Below are 17,649 nucleotides of genomic sequence, written 5' to 3'. Positions count from 1 at the left end.
AACAAAAGGTCGGGAGAGAGGAGAGTTGGGATGTCTACCTATTCATACAAGCTTCATCTCCAAAAGGGCAGCAGCGGGGATGGAAATCAACGCAATCATCCAGGCGAAGCGACCTATACACGGGACGAGCTGATGGAGATGACGACCTTTCAGCTCCGCAATATTTGTTACAAGGAGAAGCTGGTCGGCTCTGTCGTGAACAATCTCGATCGGGAGGGACTGCTGCATACGATTCTGCGTTTTCGCGGTGCAGAAGAAAACCTCCTGATTGAAAGTACTGTACCAGGTGGTGTTGAACGCCTCGAAGCCGTACTCCACAAATATTTAAACACACCGATGCCAGGTGTAGATGTGATCAAAATTCCAGCGAAGATGTGCTTGTACATGGGTCTTGCCATTGGCAGGCTGGACAACTATCACGTCGAGTCCTCCAAAGGCTTGTCCGAATCCAATGTACTTTTGGTGAATGACCATATGGAGCTATGCGGTATTCTGCATCTGCGCAAGGAAAAAGATGATAGGAGAGCCGGGCATTTTACGCTGCACGCTTGCCAAGATGCTCAACTGAGAAAAACGGTCAATCAAAACTACAGCCTGCTCTTTTTCCGCAAGCAGGATTCGGAGTATTTGTACAAGGCGTATCATCAGGACCATCCGTTACCGCCTGTCAATCTCCACTACTACAAAGTACCTGTGACTGACCTCGAGATCAGGGAATTGGAAGAAACAGATGCCATTCTCGCGATTGATTTTGGTACCTCCTCGACGACAGCGGGTGCTTTTCTCGACCATCAATATGTCAGCTCCCCTTCCAGCAACGACTTGTTGAATGGACGTATACGCTTGAATGCGATCAATTACGTCTCCTTCCCCGATACGACGCAAAAAAACGAGGAATGGATCGAGGTGCTGCCGACGGCTGTCAGCGTGGCGGATTGCTCCTCCCCACATGACGTTCGCTTTCATATCGGCTATGAAGCACTTCGGCACATGAAAAAGAATGGATACAGCACGAACGCGACCGTGTTTCAAGGCATTAAGCGCTGGGTGAACAGCTATCACAAGATCGAAGAGGTCATGGACAGCCAAGGAAATACCGCGACTGTGAAACGAAGCGACATCCTGCGCCAATACCTTCTTCACGTCATACAAATGGCCGAGCATCAATTCAAATGCCGCTTTCGTCATCTGCATATCACAAGTCCGGTCAAGCTGAAAACGCAGTTTCTTGAGATGTTCACCGAGATTTTGCCTGAGTATCGGATTGAATCAGAGCACGCCCTCGATGAAGGAATGGCAGTCCTATTTAACACGATTGCCGATCAAATTGACAAAAACAGCTTTCTGGATGGGGAGACCTATCAAGCGCTCGTCATCGATTGCGGCGGAGGCACGACGGATCTGTCATCCTGCCATTTCCGGATTGAGGACGGACATATCTCCTATCGCATCGATATCGATACGACCTATGAAAACGGCGACACCAATTTTGGAGGCAACAACATTACGTATCGCATCATGCAATTTATGAAAATCGTCTTCGCGGACTATTACGGAAAAGGGCGGCAAGTGACCGACATCGACCAAATCATCGACATCCCTGGATCGGAAATATTCCGGTACGTGGATGAATACGGCGTCGACTCCATCTATGAACGCTTCGAAGCGAGATATCGGGAGGCCGAGGCGATTTTGCCGACTCGCTACAAGGAGTACGAGAACAAGAGCCGGGACGAGTATCAGCGTGTTCGCAACAATTTTCACTTTTTGTGGGACCTCGCTGACCATATGAAAAAAGAGTTTTTCCGTCAGACCGGCATTCTGCGCAATCGCTTCACATCCGATACAGAAAATCGTCAAGAGCCCGATCTAAAGCTGACGGCAGTCGAGCGATGGGTGTTGTCGATACGGGAGGATGGACGCTTCCGGGACGTGTTTGATTTTCCTGATGTCGTTTTCAACGCCAAAGAGATCAATCACCTGATCAAGGCCGATATTTACGAGATTTTGCGCGTCTTCTTGGACGATTTTTACCAACAGGGAAGGCTGGCTGAATTCTCGATCATCAAGCTGACTGGGCAGTCGTGCCGGATTGATGTTTTCCGTGAAGCGCTCAAAGAGTTTGTCCCTGGACGCAGCATCGAGTTTCGGCAAAAGTCGGAGGATGCGGGCAAGGTGCCAGACCTGAAGCTGTCTTGCTTGCGTGGAGCACTGCGCTATCAAAGTGCCAAAAAGGCAGGTTTCATCGAAGCGCAGATTACGAATCATGCACCGATCGTCCCGTATTCCGTGACCGCCTTCACGCATAACAAGCAAGAGAGAGTGCTCATTCACAGTCAGGAAAAGCTGAGTCTCGTGCATGGCTCTATCTCGCGTCCCTACGGCGTGAGCGAGGTTGAATTTTATCTCAAGGAAAATGACGGCCAGCTGCGCCAGCGGTACTTGTACATGGATGAACCCGCTCAATACAAAACCGTATTGTATGAGGACATCGCGAGTAAGTACGGTACGCATATCCCGCAGGACGAGACTGACTCGATTCAAAATGGGGAGTCGAAATACTTCGTTTTTGCGAGCGGCAGTGAGTGGGGATTCCATGTCGTGCCAGTAGCTCGTCTGAATGAACAGCTTGCTTTGGGGAAAAAGGTTTTCTTTGCTTTTGAGAGTGACTTGTCCGAGCTGGATTTCTTTGACGGGATGAAATGAGCAAATAACCAGGCAGCTTAAATGAACAGGAAGGGGGAACAGCGGTGTTTTCCCATCTCTATCCCAATTTTCATAAAGGGCGAATTCTCAAGCGAGAGATGCTTGAGAATCTGCGTGATTACCCGCGACATTTTGTCGATTTATACTTTCAAGATTATACAGACGGCATTATTTCCGGGATGGATGTAACGATTGGCGAAGGGCACCTCACTGTCGGCAGAGGGATCGTCAAGCATCAAGGACGGATTTACTTGTTTGAACGCGAAGAGCATATCCCTTATGAGGCCACAGGTATGGAGACGGTGCTCAAGATTCGCTTTCAGGAAGAGACTTCGCTGACCGACTATTACGTTTACGAGACGTCGTATGTTCTCGATACGGAGCTAGAGTCACGTCTGGATGAAAGGGAGTTGGGGCGCTTCAAGCTCAAGCAAGGGGCAAGGCTTCGCGGTGATTATCAGGATTTAGCCGATATGGCGACCGAATTCAATACGTGGAATATCGTTCATGTCGAACATGCCGGGAGAAACGAGCCAACGCTTGCTCCCTACATCCTGCGATATTTTGCGAATGAAATGCTAAAAACGGTCACCAATCACCCGTATGATCTCGCCTTTGCCATGCAGTGCTTGAATGCGGACAGAGTAGAGCGGGGGCTCGTTCTTCATTATATAGGCAACAGAATGGGAACGGGTTACCGCGAGTACACGAACCTGCAGATCCTCAAATACCTCGCACGCATCTTGGATGACGCCAAGAGCGGCGGAAGATCCTCAAAAACAGAGTGGAAAACAGGCGGGCGTCAGCGAGTTATTGTTGATTAACGAGAGGATGGTGAATGGAAATGGCGCGCATGGATGAAAGCATTATTGGCATGTTGAATGAGCTTTCCGGTGAGGATGCACAGCCAGCAGCAATACGTTTTGGTCCCAAGGGCAAAAATCGACTGGATGTGGTGAACAAATCATTTATTACAGTCGGTGAAGAGAAAATTCCCATGGAGGACAAGCGCGTCCTCAACGATCTCGTACAGATTCGAATTCCGAAGACATTTTCCATCATGAGTCCAGAAGTAGCAGCTCTGAAGTATCCATCGGAACGTAGGCCTTCCCTGATTTTTACGAACGAAACAGCTTCAATTAACCTGGCTTTTACCTATACCGAGAGCAAGCTGACGGATTCTCCTGCGCAGCTAAAAGCCTTCATGGATGTCATGAAGCAGGTTTTGCGGAGAACACAGCCGCTCGCTCGTTGGCAGGAGGAAGGAATACGTGAGATTGCCGGGACCAGCGTCGGATTTTTCGAATTTGTTGCACCAGCATTGGATACAGACATTTACAACCTGATCAGCTTTGTCTCGCTACAGGGACGCGCTCTTCTCTGCACGTTCAATTGCACGGAGCAGGAGCTGTCAGATTGGAAGCCAGTAGGCTGGGGAATCATGGATTCCTTGTCGCTCGTATCCACCAATTCGGATGAAAATGGGAAGGGAGAAGGGAAAATATGAGTCTTCCTGTCATTGCCTACAACAATTTGCAAATCTCTCCTTATCAATTGACGCATCTGGTAGAACTGACGATTACGAAAAAGATCAATGAGCATGCCCACCTGACATTTACGGGGATTGTACCAGAAGAATTGAAGGACAGCTATGTAGAAATGACAGAAGCACAGACCCCGATCGAAATCAGTCAGGTAGATAACGATGGCAACGCCACGCCGCTTTTTGCGGGGATCGTTCTGGAGATAGGCATCAAGGCCGTACGAGACGTGTATTATTTGTACGTCGAAGCTGTCTCGCCTACGTACAATCTCGACGTGAAGCGCAAGAGCCGTTCGTTTCAAAACAAAGCCATGACCTACGGTGCCCTTTTGAAGACAATCGCAGGAGAATACCCAGGCATGGACATTATGGACATGGCCTCCAATGGTGGGAAGCTGGGCTCCTTTACCATGCAGTATCAGGAGACGGATTGGCAATTTCTCAAGCGGCTGGCTTCGCGTTTTCAGACGGGACTAATGCCAGCATCCGTTTTTGAAAAGCCGAAGTTCAGCTTCGGTGTGCCAGAGGGTGCATCGAAAGGCAAGCTCGACGATTTTCACTACCGGGTGCGCAAAAATTTGAATGAATTCCGCCATTCCTCGGAAAACGGGGTCAAGGGCGTGGATGAAAATGACTACATCTTTTACGAGGTAGAGACGGATCGTGTGCTCGATTTGGGCAACGGTGTGGATTTTAAAGGAAAGAGCCTGTATGTGTATGAGGCCCATACCGAGATGAAGAAAGGCTTGCTCAAGCACAAGTATTTGCTCGCGTCCAAAAAAGGAATGAGCCAAAAGCCGCTCCACAATTCGCTCATCGTAGGGGCATCGGTACAGGGGAAAGTCATTGAGGTCTCAAAAGACAACGTCAAAATCCACCTCGATATCGATGAGAGCCAGAGCAAGAGCGAGGCGCACTGGTTCCCGTACTCTTCCGTTTATACGGCCGAAGGAAACAGCGGTTGGTATTGCATGCCGGAGCTCGATGACTACGTCCGCGTCTATTTTCCGAGCAACAAGGAAAGTGACGGGATTGCGATCAGCTCTGTCCGGAAAAATTCAGACGAGGGCGAAACGAACAAGCTCGGGAATCCCGATATCAAATACTTCCGAACAGCCAACGGAAAAGAACTGATGTTCAGCCCGTCGGAGGTATTGCTTAGCGCAAAGGACGGGGAAATCCTCATTCGCATGACTGATGCGGACGGCATCCAGATTTTTAGCAAAAAAAATATCAAGGTTGTCTCCGAAAAGGACATTTTGATGGACTCTGCCACGAAGGTGATTATCTCGGCGAAAGAGGAGATCAGTCTCACCTGCAAAGAGAGCAACATCAAGATGGACGGAAATACAAGCATCGTCGGGCAGGAGCTCAAAACCAATTGACACACATGGTTGCCACGCGGGTAACCGTGTGTTTGGTGTATGCAAAAACGGTGAGAAGAAGGGGGGATTGGCATGGAGAGAGAGGAAGCCTTGCAGCATTTCAAGGAGCACGAGGTGCCGAAGAGAACCATTGCCAGCCTGCATGCCTTGGATGCTTACTATCAGGCGAATAAAGAGAGGCTCACAAAAGAATTTCTTCATTCATTTGAAGCCATATGCCGACGCGTGGTTGATAAGCAGGAGCAAGGGACAAAGGGCAAACTGGCGCACTTGACCTATTCCATGCTGCGGACGGAGCATCTTCTTGGAAGCAGTCATTATTTGCTGGAAGCTACGGACAGCAGTTGGTTTTTCGATCCGGTAGAGTGTCAAACCAGCTATGATGCGAGCTGGGCATTCCACTTTTTGGATCGGCTCGCAGACGAATGGAACGAGGCTGCCAGAGCGTATGCCGGACACGTAAGACTTCCCGATATCGAACGGATCAAGCTCGTGGAGGCAGAGAAGTTTCATCAATATGTCGTTCACCTGATCCGTTATGCCATGGTGCAGGCTGTTCAGCTGGAAGTCTTTCAACAGGTGGACAAGGAGCTGGAGCTGGAGGTGCGTGTCGGGGAATATATCGATCAAAGCGAGATCGTGTATTGTCTGGACACTCGCCACAAAGATTCCGGGATGATCCGTGCCTGGCTGGAAGAAAAGCAAGAGCTGGAATACGGCTACAAGGTTTTGGCTGGCCTCGATTTAGGACAAGGACAATTCGATGGTCTTGATCTTCGTTATTCGGACCTCTCTGACAGTCAGCTAACGAAAGCGACCCTTCGCGAAAGTGTTTTGGTCGGGACGAGATGGCATCGTGCCCAGCTAAAAGCAGTTGATTTCGGAGACAGTCTCATTCATGGAGCGGATTTTACCGGAGCGAATCTGCTAGGCGCGAGCTTTCGTGAAGCATCCGGGCCAAGGGGGTTGTTGGAACCAGATGCGTGGGAGACACCCGGCTTTGATGGTGTCTTGTTCGTCGGGGCGGACTTGACCGGGACTGATTTTACTGGAGCCGATCTGCGCGGCGCAGACTTTACAGATGCGATTTTGACCGGAGCGAATTTTAGCGGCGCGCTTCTGGAGAGAGCCGTATTCTCGGAGGAGGCCAGGGAGTCCATTCTGTTGGATGAGCTTCAGGAGCGACATGTCATTTGGCGAGAGGGGAGTCAGGCATGAATTATTTCATCTTGTCACAGGACGAGCGAATCGCGAGTGCAGTAGAGCCAACGGGCGTTTTTGACGTCATCCGGCAGGAGTGGCTCACCACAGAATATCAGGACGAGTTGGACGAGGCCGTCATCCAGTTCGACATCAAGCAAAAGAAAGAAAATGACTACCTGGATTTTCTCGACAGACCGATCCCGCTCTATTCCAACCGCTTAAAGACAATCATCCACAAGTTCGCGCCGAAGCTGTTCGTAAAATCTGTCGTGCTCGTAGACAGGGAGCGGATCAAGCAGGATTTGTACTGGCTGATGATTCTGCCGCGTGTGAACTGCCTGTCCGAGCAAAGCGAGTTTCACAGGGACGGCTCCCTCAAAAGGCTGGTTCTCGATCCAGACAAGATTGGACGCCATACGATCTTTCAAATCGAAGGGATTCGCGAACCGTATATCATCATCGATTTGCGGCTGGCGGAAGCTTTGCTACGCAGGGACTTTTTCGGTATCCGCTTGAAAAAAGTAGAGCAAGCAGGGAGGAGAATGAGTCATGCCCATGATTGAAGATGTCGATGTTGTACCTTCGTCGGCTCCGAAGAAAAGCTACGTCGTGGCAGGAGCAATTCTCACGTGCGACTACGGGAGCCAGAAGAACAAGCTGAAAACGCCGTTTAGTCATGGCGTGTACATTCGCAACCAGGCACAGATGAACGTGAATGACTATATGCCGCAAGTGAACATCATGCCGTTCGGCAAATGCAAATGCGAGAAAAATCCAACTGTTGCAGCTGCAACTGCTGCTAACAACGGTGTACTCAAGCCGATGCCATGCATTCCAGTAGTCACCATGCCCTGGATCGATGGCAAGGCAGATGTACTTGTGGAAAATCATCCCGCCCTGTTAAACACCAGCACGAACATGTGCATATATGGAGGCTGCATTCGCATCGAAGACGACGGACAGGAGCAATAGTGAGGGGGATTGTATGAATACGACAGAGAAGCTGGCTGGATACGAGAATATTCAGTTGGTCTCACCCTTTGAAATCCAAAGCCTACAAGATGTCAGAATCGTGAAGAAAGTCAATGAGCACGCCAGGCTGTTCGTCACCGGTATCATCCCGGAGGAAAAAAGCGACCGTTACATTGAAATGGCGACGAGTGAGGATACAGTCGCGCTGAATTTGGTGGAAAACGGTTCGCTTACAAAGACATTATTCAAAGGACTCGTGGATTCCGTCAGTGTGAACTTTGTTCACGGCGTGTACCATTTGGAGCTCGAAGCGGTCTCGCACACGCAGCGAATGGACGGACAGCGCAAGATGCGCTCTTTTCAGCATAAACAAATGTCCTATGCCAGTCTGCTGGATGAAATCACAAAGGACTATCCTGGCTCGGATTATTTGGATCATGCTTCGAATGGAGCGCCGCTTGGGACCATCGCCATTCAGTATCAGGAGACAGATTGGGAGTTTTTAAAGCGACTGGCCTCCCGCTTCGGCTCTATTCTCGTCGCCGAGGCTGTCGCGGATAAGCCAAAGTTCTGGTTTGGCTTACCCGAGGGACGTACTGCTCAACTGACAGACGCGAGCTACACCATCAGCAAAAGGCTGTCGCCCTATATGGAAACGACAGAAAACGGCTACGCGGCAGGTATGTCGGAAAACGATTTTCTCACCTATGAAGTAGAAAGCGGACAGGTCCTCCAGCTCGGAGACCGCGTGAACTACCAAGGTAAAGAGCTGGTCGTCTCCGGGTCAACAACGAGGATCGAACATGCGCTTCTCATTCACGCCTATCAGCTCATGCCCGAAGCAGGCATCCGTCAAAACCCTATCCGTAACGACGACATATGCGGCGCTGCCCTGGAAGGCAAGATTATCGACATCCAGAAGGACACCGTCAAAATCCACCTCGACATTGATCCGAAGCAGCCCAAGGCAGAGGCGAGTTGGTTCCCGTATGCCACGGTCTACTCGGCAGAGGGCAACAGCGGTTTTCACTGCATGCCGCAAATGGGCGACTCCGTCAAGCTGTACTTCTCCACACCAGATGAAGAAGGCGCCATGGCAGTCAGCTCCGTGCGAAAAGGCGGGGGCAGCACGGCGAAGACAGGCAATCCCGGCATCAAGTACTGGGGAACCAACTTTGGCAAAGAGCTGATGATGGGCGGCAAGGAGCTCGTTCTTACTGCCAAGGAGAGCAAGGAAGGCAATATTTTTATCAAGCTGCATGAAGAGGACGGCATCGAGATTCACAGTATGCATCCGATCGTATTTTCCTCGGAAAAGGATATGGAGATTACGTCAGATACGAAGGTCGAGATCAAGGCCAAGGAAGCGATCTACCTCATGTGCAGCACCAGCAGCATGATTTTGGACGGGGAAGTCGATCTTCAAGCACCGAAGATTGAGATGGTCGGGCTGACGAAAGCGCCTGTGGTTGTGGAGGATTTGCCGCAGGAGGAGGAAGAGGAGGAAGAGGAGCAGCAGGAAGAGGAAGAGTCTGGCTGGGGTGGATTTCTGGATGGTGTACAGTTAGCGTTGGATGTTGTGGGACTCATTCCGGGTCTGGGAGAAATAGCGGACTTAGCGAATGCGGGAATCTCGCTCGCGCGTGGAGACTATGCAGGAGCGGCGCTATCGCTGGCGGCGTGTATCCCTTTTGCGGGCTGGGCGGCAACCGGAGCCAAGCTAGGAGCAAAGGCGCACAAAGCACTAAAGGGAACGAAAGTGGGACAGAAAGTGCTTGAGGTAGCAGACTCAGCGGCGGATGTAGTGAAGACGGTAGCAAATGCCGTCGAAAGTACCGTAGGGAAGGTCTGGACGGCTGCCCGCAAAACACTAGACGAGATGGATGTGATGCAAGCCGTCCAGCGAATCAAGGAGCAGTTGTACGCTAGCGTCATGGCTGCAAAAGATGCTGTCATCAACAAGGCGAAGCAGATGAAGGAACAGCTCAAGCAAAAGGCTAGGAAGCTGCGCGATGATATGCAAGAAGGCTTGCAGAATTTAGCGGATAGTTTAAGTCCTCAGTTACAATTGGCGGAAGGGTTTCCAGTAAAATTCTCGAATAAAAAAGATGTAGTGGAGCTTGCCCCTACAGAGAACCAACTGAAGTGGCGCGAAACATATGGGGGACCGAATGGGCAGAAGCCGAATCAAAAGCCGAATCAAAAGCCGCCGGAGAAGCCGCCTGAGGGGACGGGTAATGCTAAACCAAGTCGCTTAGAGGAGCTAAGAGCGAAATATGGTCAACTAAGCCCAACAGAATTGCATCAACGCATCAACTTGAGAGGTGCCGTTGTTGACGAATACAAGCGACTAAAAGCTATGGGTTTAACTAATGATGAAATGGGACCATGTCTAGCTGGGGTTCTTGATAAGAAGACTGGAAAGATTTATTTTGGAAGAAATACTATAGACGGTAGTATCCCCAATAAACTTGCTAAAGAAATTAAGGATAGATTAGAGAACATGCCTGATGAGATATTGCATGGGTATGAAAAAACTAAAGGTGCTGGATCACACGCGGAAATTTTTGCACTAAATGATGCGCTTTTATCCAGATCCGGTTCAAATCTCTCAGATTATATGATTTATGTAATAAAATCCAATGGCTCTAAAAAGCTTCGTGGCACACCTGTCCCTCGATGCCCACATTGTGACTATTTGACACAAGGTTCTAATTTCATACCGGAGGTTTTAAAATATGGAAAAAATCGTAGATGAGGAAATGTTAGATTATGACGATGATATAAGAACTTATTGTGATCAGCCTTTTACAGGTATTGGATATGTTAAATATCCTAACGGAGTGACCAAAAGGGAGACTCACTATAAAGACGGATTTCCACATGGGTTTCGAAGAGAATGGTTTCCTAATGGAAAAATTCAAACAGAATATGAACTAAGAAGAGGGAAAGTTCATGGACGTAGGACTTACTGGCATTCAAATGATTCAATAAGATCAATCGGGCATTATGAATGGGGAGTTGAACTAGACTATACTGAATGGAGTGAGAATGGTGAGTTAATTGAAAAACGCAAGCTTGACCCTGAATCCCCGGATTCCAACTATAAAATTTTATTGAAGTTTAGAGAACACTATTCCAAATATGAAAATCTTTGAGTTAGCAAGCATCTCTAAAGAAGATTCTTTAGTCATAGTACTTATAGCGGGAGACAAGGGTAAAAATCCGCCCTTGTTTTTCTTATTTTTAATTTGGATTATCGGGGATGCTTGCTAATGCTTTATTCCGATAGCCGAGTTGTCTCTGGCAATCGATATTTTGGTGTGAGTTTTAATATCCACTCGCGAGCTGTTGTTAAGGAAATGCGATGACCAATTGACACGAAGATAGGTTTAATGTTCTCTTGGGTTCTGGTTCTTAGTACACTCCCAATTATCTCCACTATTATCAACTAATGGCGAGAAAGACCCTCTTTTTGATTCAGGTTCTTTGAACTCCGCTATACTAACCTAGTTTTCCCGCATCCAATCGTTGGTATATCAAACAGAATGCCTAAATGACTAGCTAATCCAATTCTTCTAGGATGTGCGATCCCTGACCATCACAGACAATTAACTCAGGAGGATAATTTACAATTAACAAAGAGAACAGAGAGATTGTCACACAGCAAAAATACACCAGGTAAAATAAATGGTAAAGACGATGCAGGCCATTTGGCCGACGATAGGTTCGAGGATCAACTGAAATTTACAAGGGTTTCCAATAAAATTCTCGAATAAAAAAGATGTGGTAGAGCTTGCTCCTACGGAGAACCAACTAAAGTGGCGCGAAACATATGGGGGCCGAATGGGCAGAAGCCGAATCAAAAGCCGCCGGAGGCAACGAATGATGTCATAGAAGAAAGAGCAAGAAAAGCAGGAATTGATTTAACACCTAAACCTAGTCCTTATAAGCAACTGGGAAATAAAACCAAGAAAGAATTAGAGGATAAGGTAAATAAGCGAACTATAACCAAAGAAGAGTGGAAGAGACTTGAATGGAATAGGCGGCTTGCAAAGCGAAGGGATGCAGGGGTTAAAGAATTTTGGAAACAAGAGAAAAGAAGAATCAAAAATGGAGAACCCACAACACGGAATTGGACTCAGGAACAAAAAGATGCGATATTAAGTAATCAAGTTCCTACATTTAATGGAAAACCAATAACCGGACATCATGCCTACAGTGTTTCTAAGTACCCTCACCTTGCAAATAGAGGAGAGATTATCTATCCTGTAACAGTAAAAGAACATTTGATTCGTTGGCACGGTCGTTCATATAGAAGGAGTTTACCTGGTAAACCGTATGACCCTTCATTTCCAGAGGAATTTTAATTTTTAAAAATATTTTAGAAGGGGGAATTTTCTTTGACTAAAATAACTATAATACTCCAATCAGAAAGTACAAGCAATTTGTTAATGACTATTAAGAAGCACACTGCTGTAAGTCTATCAGAGATAAAAAATCACATTAGTAACAATATTCCTCTCATGGAAGTTGATTATGTTGATAATGATGAGATGGAAAAAATGAGGGCCTTAGTAGAAGATTTAATTAAAAATAAAGCTAGATTTAAGCTTTATGAACAGGACGAAGATTACAAAGAAGAGTTGCCACTGGATCACTTTATGAATAGCTTTGAATTGTCTAGACAAATTGCTGAAGATAGAGAGAGATTAGATGATATTTTAGTAGAAGAAGACGACGAATAATGAAGGGACTTATGTCTACCACAGTGCCAGAGGCTAGATTCTTTGTGTAAACAAACACCACTTGCCTCCTCTCAAGTAAGTAAGAAGTGATAAACTTTCAAAGGTTGATTCCATCTTTCAACAATAAGATGGAGTCAGCCTTTTTTGCATGTTCAAAATCAAATGAGTGAAGGTGCGGGTACGGCAGTGACTGCGGCAAAGCGGACGACGAAAGCAGTGAAGGCAACAAAAGCGATGTCCAAGGCAACGAAAGCGGTCAAGGCGACCGCCAAAGCAGCAAGTGCGGTGAAAGGCAAGGTCGTCACTGCTGCGCGGAACATTCAGGAGAGCATGGACAAGCTTGCGGCTGTGCAGAAGCTGAAGAAGAGCATGCTTGGCAAGTTCATGCAGAAGCCCGTTGTGAAAGAAGTGATCAAGGAAGCCGGATCTGAGGCATTGGATTATGCGACGGATGGTGTTTTCTCAACCGTAGCGGGAATTGCCGGGCGCCGTAAAAAAGTTCGTGTGACTTATAAGAACACTGATAGGCTGAAAAAGCGGAACATCAAAAAAGCGAAGCTGAAAAGTTGTCTTCGAGACCCTATCCACGGAGGCACCGGAGCGCAGTTTATCGTTCATCCTGCCCTCAAGCTGTATGGAGCCGAGACGTGGACGTTTGAGCTGCATTACAACTCCCTGCTTTTACAAGAGGGAGCACTGGGCAAAGCATGGACACACAATTACGAAATGCGCCTGGAATTCCTGGATGAGACACGCGAAGAAATTACGGTTTGGTGGAATGCTGGCCCGCGCCAATACCTTTACTCGTGTTCAGGACGGCTTATATCGGTCTAGCGATGCGGACGTCTTCTTTGACGAACTGCGGGAAAGACAAGACGGCTATACGCTGTGGGTCAAGGAAACGAGAGAGACGTACGATTTTGCAAGAAATGGACAAGCACTTCGCCATACGGTGGCTGCCGGAATGTCGTTGCTCTTCAGCTATGACCAGCATGGCAGGCTGAATCGCTTGACAGAAGAGCGGAGTCGTCGAGCGTTTTCACTGGAGTATGGGGCGGATGGTTTGGTGTCAGCATTGTCTGATGGGACTCGTTCCCTTCGCTTTTCGTATGATGCCTACCGCAGGATGACTCGCTACACCAATCCTAATCATGTTGTCACTGACTTGTCCTATACAGGAAATGACCAACTGGAATCTCTGGCATCCGATGGCGTCATTGTCTACACGAATACGTTTGACGAAGAAGGGCGCATCATCTGCCAGACAGACGCGGCAGGCATCCCTGGTTATATTCACTACGATACCGAGAGCCGCCCTGGCATGATGGTCACGACCTTCACAGACGGAAATGGGCATGTCGAGGTCATGGTCCATGACGACAATGGCCTATTGCTGGAGAAGACTGAGAAGGATGGAACGGTCACCAAATACTCCTATAATGAGTGGGGACAAACGACATCTGAAACAAACGGAGCGGGCGAAACAACCACTTACACGTATGACCATCGCGGGAATCTGGTAAAAGAGACAGATCCTCTTGGCAATACAACGACCTATACGTACAACGAGAATGACCTACTGATAGCAGAAGAAGACGCGGAAGGCGGAGTCACGACTTACGCCTATGATGAGCACGATCGGCTGGTTAGCATTACACGACCAGACGGCTGCACCTCTTCCATCGGGTATAACGAGCACGGGCAAAGAAGCACTTATATTGATTTTACAGGAGCAAAAACCACTTATCATTACGATGGACAGGGAATGCTCGTTTCCGCTCAGGACCCAGAGGGCCGCATCTTCCGTGTTGGCTTCGACCCTACAGGCAGGATGACAACCTTTACAGATGCTTTTGGAGGTTCGCTGCGTCAGGTATTCGATGCCAATGATAATCTTGTTGGTGTCATAGATCCTCTCGGAAGGATGCATTCCTTCACCTACGATACACAGGATTGTCGGGTAGAGGAGACTACGGCTAGCGGAGCATCGACGAAGATCGGGTACACGATTACAGAAAAAGTAGAGACCATTACGAATGTCTACGGTGGAGTCACTCGTTATGAGTATGACAAAGAGTGGCAAATCATTGGGGTGGTAGACCCAACCGGGGCGAAGACCAGTCTCGAACGCGATGCCATGGGCAGAGTGACATCAGTCACCGACCCTTTGGGGAACACCCAGCGCTATGAATACGATGCTGCCGGGCGCTTAACGGCTGTCTATGATGCAACCGGACAGAAGGTGAGCGGGCTCACCTATGATGGCGCAGGCAATATGCTTGCCCATATTGACGGACTCGGAAGAACAACTCAATACCAGTTCAACAAGCTCCATCAAGTCATTGCCACGACGAATGCTGCTGGACAAAAAACCAAATTCTCCTACGATGCAGCCGCACGACTGACAAAGGTATTGGAAAATGAAGCAGCCATCTACAAGCAGCAATACGACGGAGAAGGCCGCCTAACGAGCTATACAGATGCCAATGGCAATGCCACCACCCTCTCCTACGATGCCAGTGGCTTGCTTTTAGCTGAGCGGAATGCTACTGGCGAAGGAACGACCTACCGCTATGACAAGCGCGGATGGCTGACCAACAAGACCAATGCACGCGGTCAGGAAACGCACTATCGCTACGATGCAGCAGGACAGCTCATTGAGCAGCAGGACGAAGCAGGGACTGTTCGCAGGACTTTCGACGCCGAGGGTCGCGTGGTAAGTGTCAAAGAAGATGGAAAAGACACCAAGCGTCGTACCTACGATCTTTTGGGGCGAATCGTCTCCAGCACAGATCAGTATGGGAATACGCTACAGTACACCTACGATGCGGGAGGCAGACTGGCAACGCTCGTCTATCCAGATGGCAAGAAGGTTCACTATTCCTACGATCTCGCAGGTCAATTGACCACGGTCACAGACTGGGCAGGTCGTGTTACAAGGTACACGTACGATGAAAATTACCGCCTCATCCGTACAGAGCGACCGAACGGTACGGTAGAGCAGCGTCACTATGATGCAGCCGGGCAGCTTCTCCGTCTTTGGGATCAAAATGCGCAAGGCGTCATGCTCCAGCAATATCGGTTTGTGTACAACGAGCTCGGGCAGATCACCCAAGAGGAAGAAAAGCAATACACCTATGATGCCCTGCGACGCCTGACGAGCGGAGCCATGGCAGGACGCAAGATTCTCTATACCTATGACCAGGGCGGGAATATTACCGCGATCGGGGATTCAGGTTCGAGTCTTGCTACGGCGATGACGTACGCCAAGGACAACCGACTGGACACAGTAGATGGTCAACCGGTTCAGTATGACGAGGACGGCAACCTTCTGCTGCTCCCAGGTAAGCAACAGCCAGAAACGTATGCGTACGATGCCCGCAATCGTCTTGTTCGCGCCGGACAAGCTCGCTACACCTACGATGCTGAATACGTCCGCACCTCCATGACCTGGAACGGTAAGACGACACGGTATGTGGTTGACGAAAACGCCGATTTGACTCAGGTTCTTATGGAGCTGGAGGAAAGTGGAACCGCCAGAGCGTATTATGTATATGGACTGGGCCTCATTGGTCGTGAGGATGCGCAAGGCGACTATTTGTCCTATCACGCGGATACGCGCGGAAGCACGACCCTGTTGACCGACGAGCATGGTCGAGTCACAGACCGTTATACCTACGGATTGTACGGGGAACTGGAAGCACACGAGGGCAGGACTAAACAGCCGTTTTGCTACAATGGCCGCGATGGGGTCATGACCGATCCGAATGGGTTGTACTACATGCGGGCGCGGTATTACCATCCGGGATTGAAGCGGTTCCTGAATCGAGATGTGCTCCAAGGGGACATGACGGACGGGCAAACGTTTAACCGTTTTGCTTATGTGAATGGGGATCCGATTGGGTTCATTGATCCGTTGGGATTGATGAAGTGTAAAGAGGAGACGGGAAGTAATCAACAAACTGAAAAGTTTTATCGGGCAATGTCAGAAAAAGAATTTAAGAAACTGCAAAATAATGATGGAAGACTAACAAAGCGACTTGAAGGAAAAAGTGAGCTTAAAATTACGGACGATCCACAATACGGATCGGGTGATTTATCTAAGCGGAAGTCCCAAAAATCTAGGAATTACACTAGATTTGTCGAATTTGAAGTTAAAGCTGGTACGAAGGAAGAGCTTATTAAGCTCGGTGGTACCCATGAGTCTGCTAGATCCACTTTTCCACATTTACCTGAGCATAAAGAGGGATTAGTTGAAGTGAAATTTGAAAAGAGAGGAGTATTAAGTTTGGGTCTAGGTTCTAGCAAAGATGGGCTTGAGCTATTTAATAAAAACATTGTGTCTTGGAGGGAACTTTGAAAAATAATAAGTTAGAACAATTAATTGAAATGTATGGTATGGCAATTACTACTGCAGGGAAAAATTCTGCCTATGATGAAGTGCAAAAAAAACTTGATGAACTTGGAAGAGAAGTTGGGTTATTGGATCATGATTATGTTGAGAGAGAAATATTGTCTTATATTAAAGACAATCTTGTAACAAAAAGTTGGAAAAACGCCCAACATTGGATTGGTGCAGCTTTAATTCACCCTTCTTCACGATATTTGGATTACTTTTTGATGGTTTTAAGTGAAGAGGATCCTAATGCACCTCATTATTGGGTCCTTGATGTGATACAGTATATGCCTGAAAACATTTCTAATCTCGCACTGCCTGCGCTCAAAAAATTATCGGAACAAATAAATTCTTCATGGTCAGCTGCAGTAATCGAGAAATATTTTGAGACAGTTGTATGGAATGATGAGAATGCAGAAGATTTTATATCTACTTTAGTTACTTCAAATAATGAACTGGTAGCTTTAAGGGCTAAATATTGGATGGAGACCTTTGAAGTGGAGAGAAAAGAGGAAGAGGAAGAAGATTTAGTAGGTAATGAAACAGATGATTAAGCATACATGAGATATCTGATGCCTAAAAATGCATATTCTGAAAGTCTGAATGAGAATCGGAAATTTGAATGAATGTTCTTGTCATGATCGGAGGAGTTTTGATTTAAAGACCCAAATGTCTTGGTGGAATTAATATCCACCG

At 47.9% G+C, this 17,649-nt stretch carries 14 protein-coding genes and 1 pseudogene; 14 read left to right on the top strand and 1 reads right to left on the bottom strand.

The window, feature by feature from the left end:
- Positions 1–30 precede the first annotated feature (30 nt).
- The 9 genes from BBR47_RS22415 to BBR47_RS22375 all read left to right on the top strand — a co-directional run bounded on the left by BBR47_RS22415 (position 31) and on the right by BBR47_RS22375 (position 10,967).
- Entirely contained in the window at positions 31–2,706 is a 2,676-nt protein-coding gene (locus BBR47_RS22415; RefSeq protein WP_015892712.1) for a molecular chaperone, read from the top strand.
- A 44-nt stretch (positions 2,707–2,750) separates the two neighbouring features.
- A complete protein-coding gene (locus BBR47_RS22410) occupies positions 2,751–3,530 on the top strand; it encodes a hypothetical protein (protein ID WP_015892711.1) in 780 nt (259 codons plus the stop codon).
- A gap of 14 nt (positions 3,531–3,544) precedes the next feature.
- A complete protein-coding gene (locus BBR47_RS22405) occupies positions 3,545–4,213 on the top strand; it encodes a hypothetical protein (protein WP_015892710.1) in 669 nt (222 codons plus the stop codon).
- On the top strand, positions 4,210–5,634 hold the full coding sequence (locus BBR47_RS22400) for a contractile injection system protein, VgrG/Pvc8 family (RefSeq protein WP_015892709.1): 1,425 nt from the start codon (positions 4,210–4,212) through the stop codon (positions 5,632–5,634). The genes BBR47_RS22405 and BBR47_RS22400 overlap by 4 nt, the downstream gene beginning before the upstream one ends.
- A 72-nt stretch (positions 5,635–5,706) precedes the next feature.
- Positions 5,707–6,852, top strand: a complete 1,146-nt coding sequence (locus BBR47_RS22395) for a pentapeptide repeat-containing protein (RefSeq protein ID WP_015892708.1) — start codon at positions 5,707–5,709, stop codon at positions 6,850–6,852.
- Positions 6,849–7,400 carry an imm11 family protein gene (locus BBR47_RS22390; RefSeq protein WP_015892707.1) on the top strand — a complete coding sequence of 184 codons (552 nt, stop codon included), beginning with the start codon at positions 6,849–6,851 and terminating at the stop codon, positions 7,398–7,400. Before BBR47_RS22395 ends, BBR47_RS22390 begins: the two co-directional genes overlap by 4 nt.
- Positions 7,387–7,809, top strand: a complete 423-nt coding sequence (locus BBR47_RS22385) for a DUF4280 domain-containing protein (RefSeq protein WP_015892706.1) — start codon at positions 7,387–7,389, stop codon at positions 7,807–7,809. Before BBR47_RS22390 ends, BBR47_RS22385 begins: the two co-directional genes overlap by 14 nt.
- Positions 7,810–7,822: 13 nt before the next feature.
- A complete protein-coding gene (locus BBR47_RS29825; RefSeq protein WP_015892705.1) occupies positions 7,823–10,567 on the top strand; it encodes a YwqJ-related putative deaminase in 2,745 nt (914 codons plus the stop codon).
- Positions 10,548–10,967, top strand: a complete 420-nt coding sequence (locus tag BBR47_RS22375) for a toxin-antitoxin system YwqK family antitoxin (protein WP_015892704.1) — start codon at positions 10,548–10,550, stop codon at positions 10,965–10,967. The genes BBR47_RS29825 and BBR47_RS22375 overlap by 20 nt, the downstream gene beginning before the upstream one ends.
- Positions 10,968–11,089: 122 nt before the next feature.
- Here the strand turns inward: BBR47_RS22375 and BBR47_RS30530 are convergent.
- A pseudogene (locus BBR47_RS30530) lies at positions 11,090–11,347 on the bottom strand (endonuclease V).
- Positions 11,348–11,630: 283 nt separating this feature from the next.
- Here BBR47_RS30530 and BBR47_RS22370 point away from each other — a divergent pair.
- The 5 genes from BBR47_RS22370 (at position 11,631) to BBR47_RS22355 (ending at position 17,507) form a co-directional block, all read left to right on the top strand.
- Positions 11,631–12,179, top strand: coding sequence for a hypothetical protein (locus BBR47_RS22370; RefSeq protein WP_015892702.1), 549 nt, complete (start codon positions 11,631–11,633; stop codon positions 12,177–12,179).
- Between the two features lie 33 nt (positions 12,180–12,212).
- Positions 12,213–12,557: a hypothetical protein gene (locus tag BBR47_RS22365; RefSeq protein ID WP_015892701.1), complete on the top strand. Its 345-nt coding sequence runs from the start codon at positions 12,213–12,215 to the stop codon at positions 12,555–12,557.
- Positions 12,558–12,701: 144 nt separating this feature from the next.
- A complete protein-coding gene (locus tag BBR47_RS31105) occupies positions 12,702–13,391 on the top strand; it encodes a DUF6531 domain-containing protein (RefSeq protein ID WP_050763841.1) in 690 nt (229 codons plus the stop codon).
- Positions 13,303–16,917: an RHS repeat-associated core domain-containing protein gene (locus BBR47_RS22360; RefSeq protein ID WP_162023130.1), complete on the top strand. Its 3,615-nt coding sequence runs from the start codon at positions 13,303–13,305 to the stop codon at positions 16,915–16,917. Before BBR47_RS31105 ends, BBR47_RS22360 begins: the two co-directional genes overlap by 89 nt.
- Positions 16,914–17,507: a hypothetical protein gene (locus tag BBR47_RS22355; protein ID WP_041749582.1), complete on the top strand. Its 594-nt coding sequence runs from the start codon at positions 16,914–16,916 to the stop codon at positions 17,505–17,507. Before BBR47_RS22360 ends, BBR47_RS22355 begins: the two co-directional genes overlap by 4 nt.
- Positions 17,508–17,649 lie beyond the last annotated feature (142 nt).

The sequence above is a fragment of the Brevibacillus brevis NBRC 100599 genome, from assembly GCF_000010165.1.
In the GTDB taxonomy this organism is placed as follows: domain Bacteria; phylum Bacillota; class Bacilli; order Brevibacillales; family Brevibacillaceae; genus Brevibacillus; species Brevibacillus brevis_D.
The sequence above is the reverse complement of the archived record's forward strand: the minus strand, read 5'-3'. Positions and strand labels throughout refer to the sequence as shown.

Bases quoted from the DNA above. Each gene is read 5' to 3' on its own strand.
- BBR47_RS22415 (WP_015892712.1), top strand. From the start codon at position 31: ATGTCTACCTATTCATACAAGCTTCATCTCCAAAAGGGCAGCAGCGGG.
- BBR47_RS22405 (WP_015892710.1), top strand. From the start codon at position 3,545: ATGGAAATGGCGCGCATGGATGAAAGCATTATTGGCATGTTGAATGAG.
- BBR47_RS22400 (WP_015892709.1), top strand. From the start codon at position 4,210: ATGAGTCTTCCTGTCATTGCCTACAACAATTTGCAAATCTCTCCTTAT.
- BBR47_RS22395 (WP_015892708.1), top strand. From the start codon at position 5,707: ATGGAGAGAGAGGAAGCCTTGCAGCATTTCAAGGAGCACGAGGTGCCG.
- BBR47_RS22390 (WP_015892707.1), top strand. From the start codon at position 6,849: ATGAATTATTTCATCTTGTCACAGGACGAGCGAATCGCGAGTGCAGTA.
- BBR47_RS22385 (WP_015892706.1), top strand. From the start codon at position 7,387: ATGCCCATGATTGAAGATGTCGATGTTGTACCTTCGTCGGCTCCGAAG.
- BBR47_RS29825 (WP_015892705.1), top strand. From the start codon at position 7,823: ATGAATACGACAGAGAAGCTGGCTGGATACGAGAATATTCAGTTGGTC.
- BBR47_RS22375 (WP_015892704.1), top strand. From the start codon at position 10,548: ATGGAAAAAATCGTAGATGAGGAAATGTTAGATTATGACGATGATATA.
- BBR47_RS22360 (WP_162023130.1), top strand. From the start codon at position 13,303: ATGAGACACGCGAAGAAATTACGGTTTGGTGGAATGCTGGCCCGCGCC.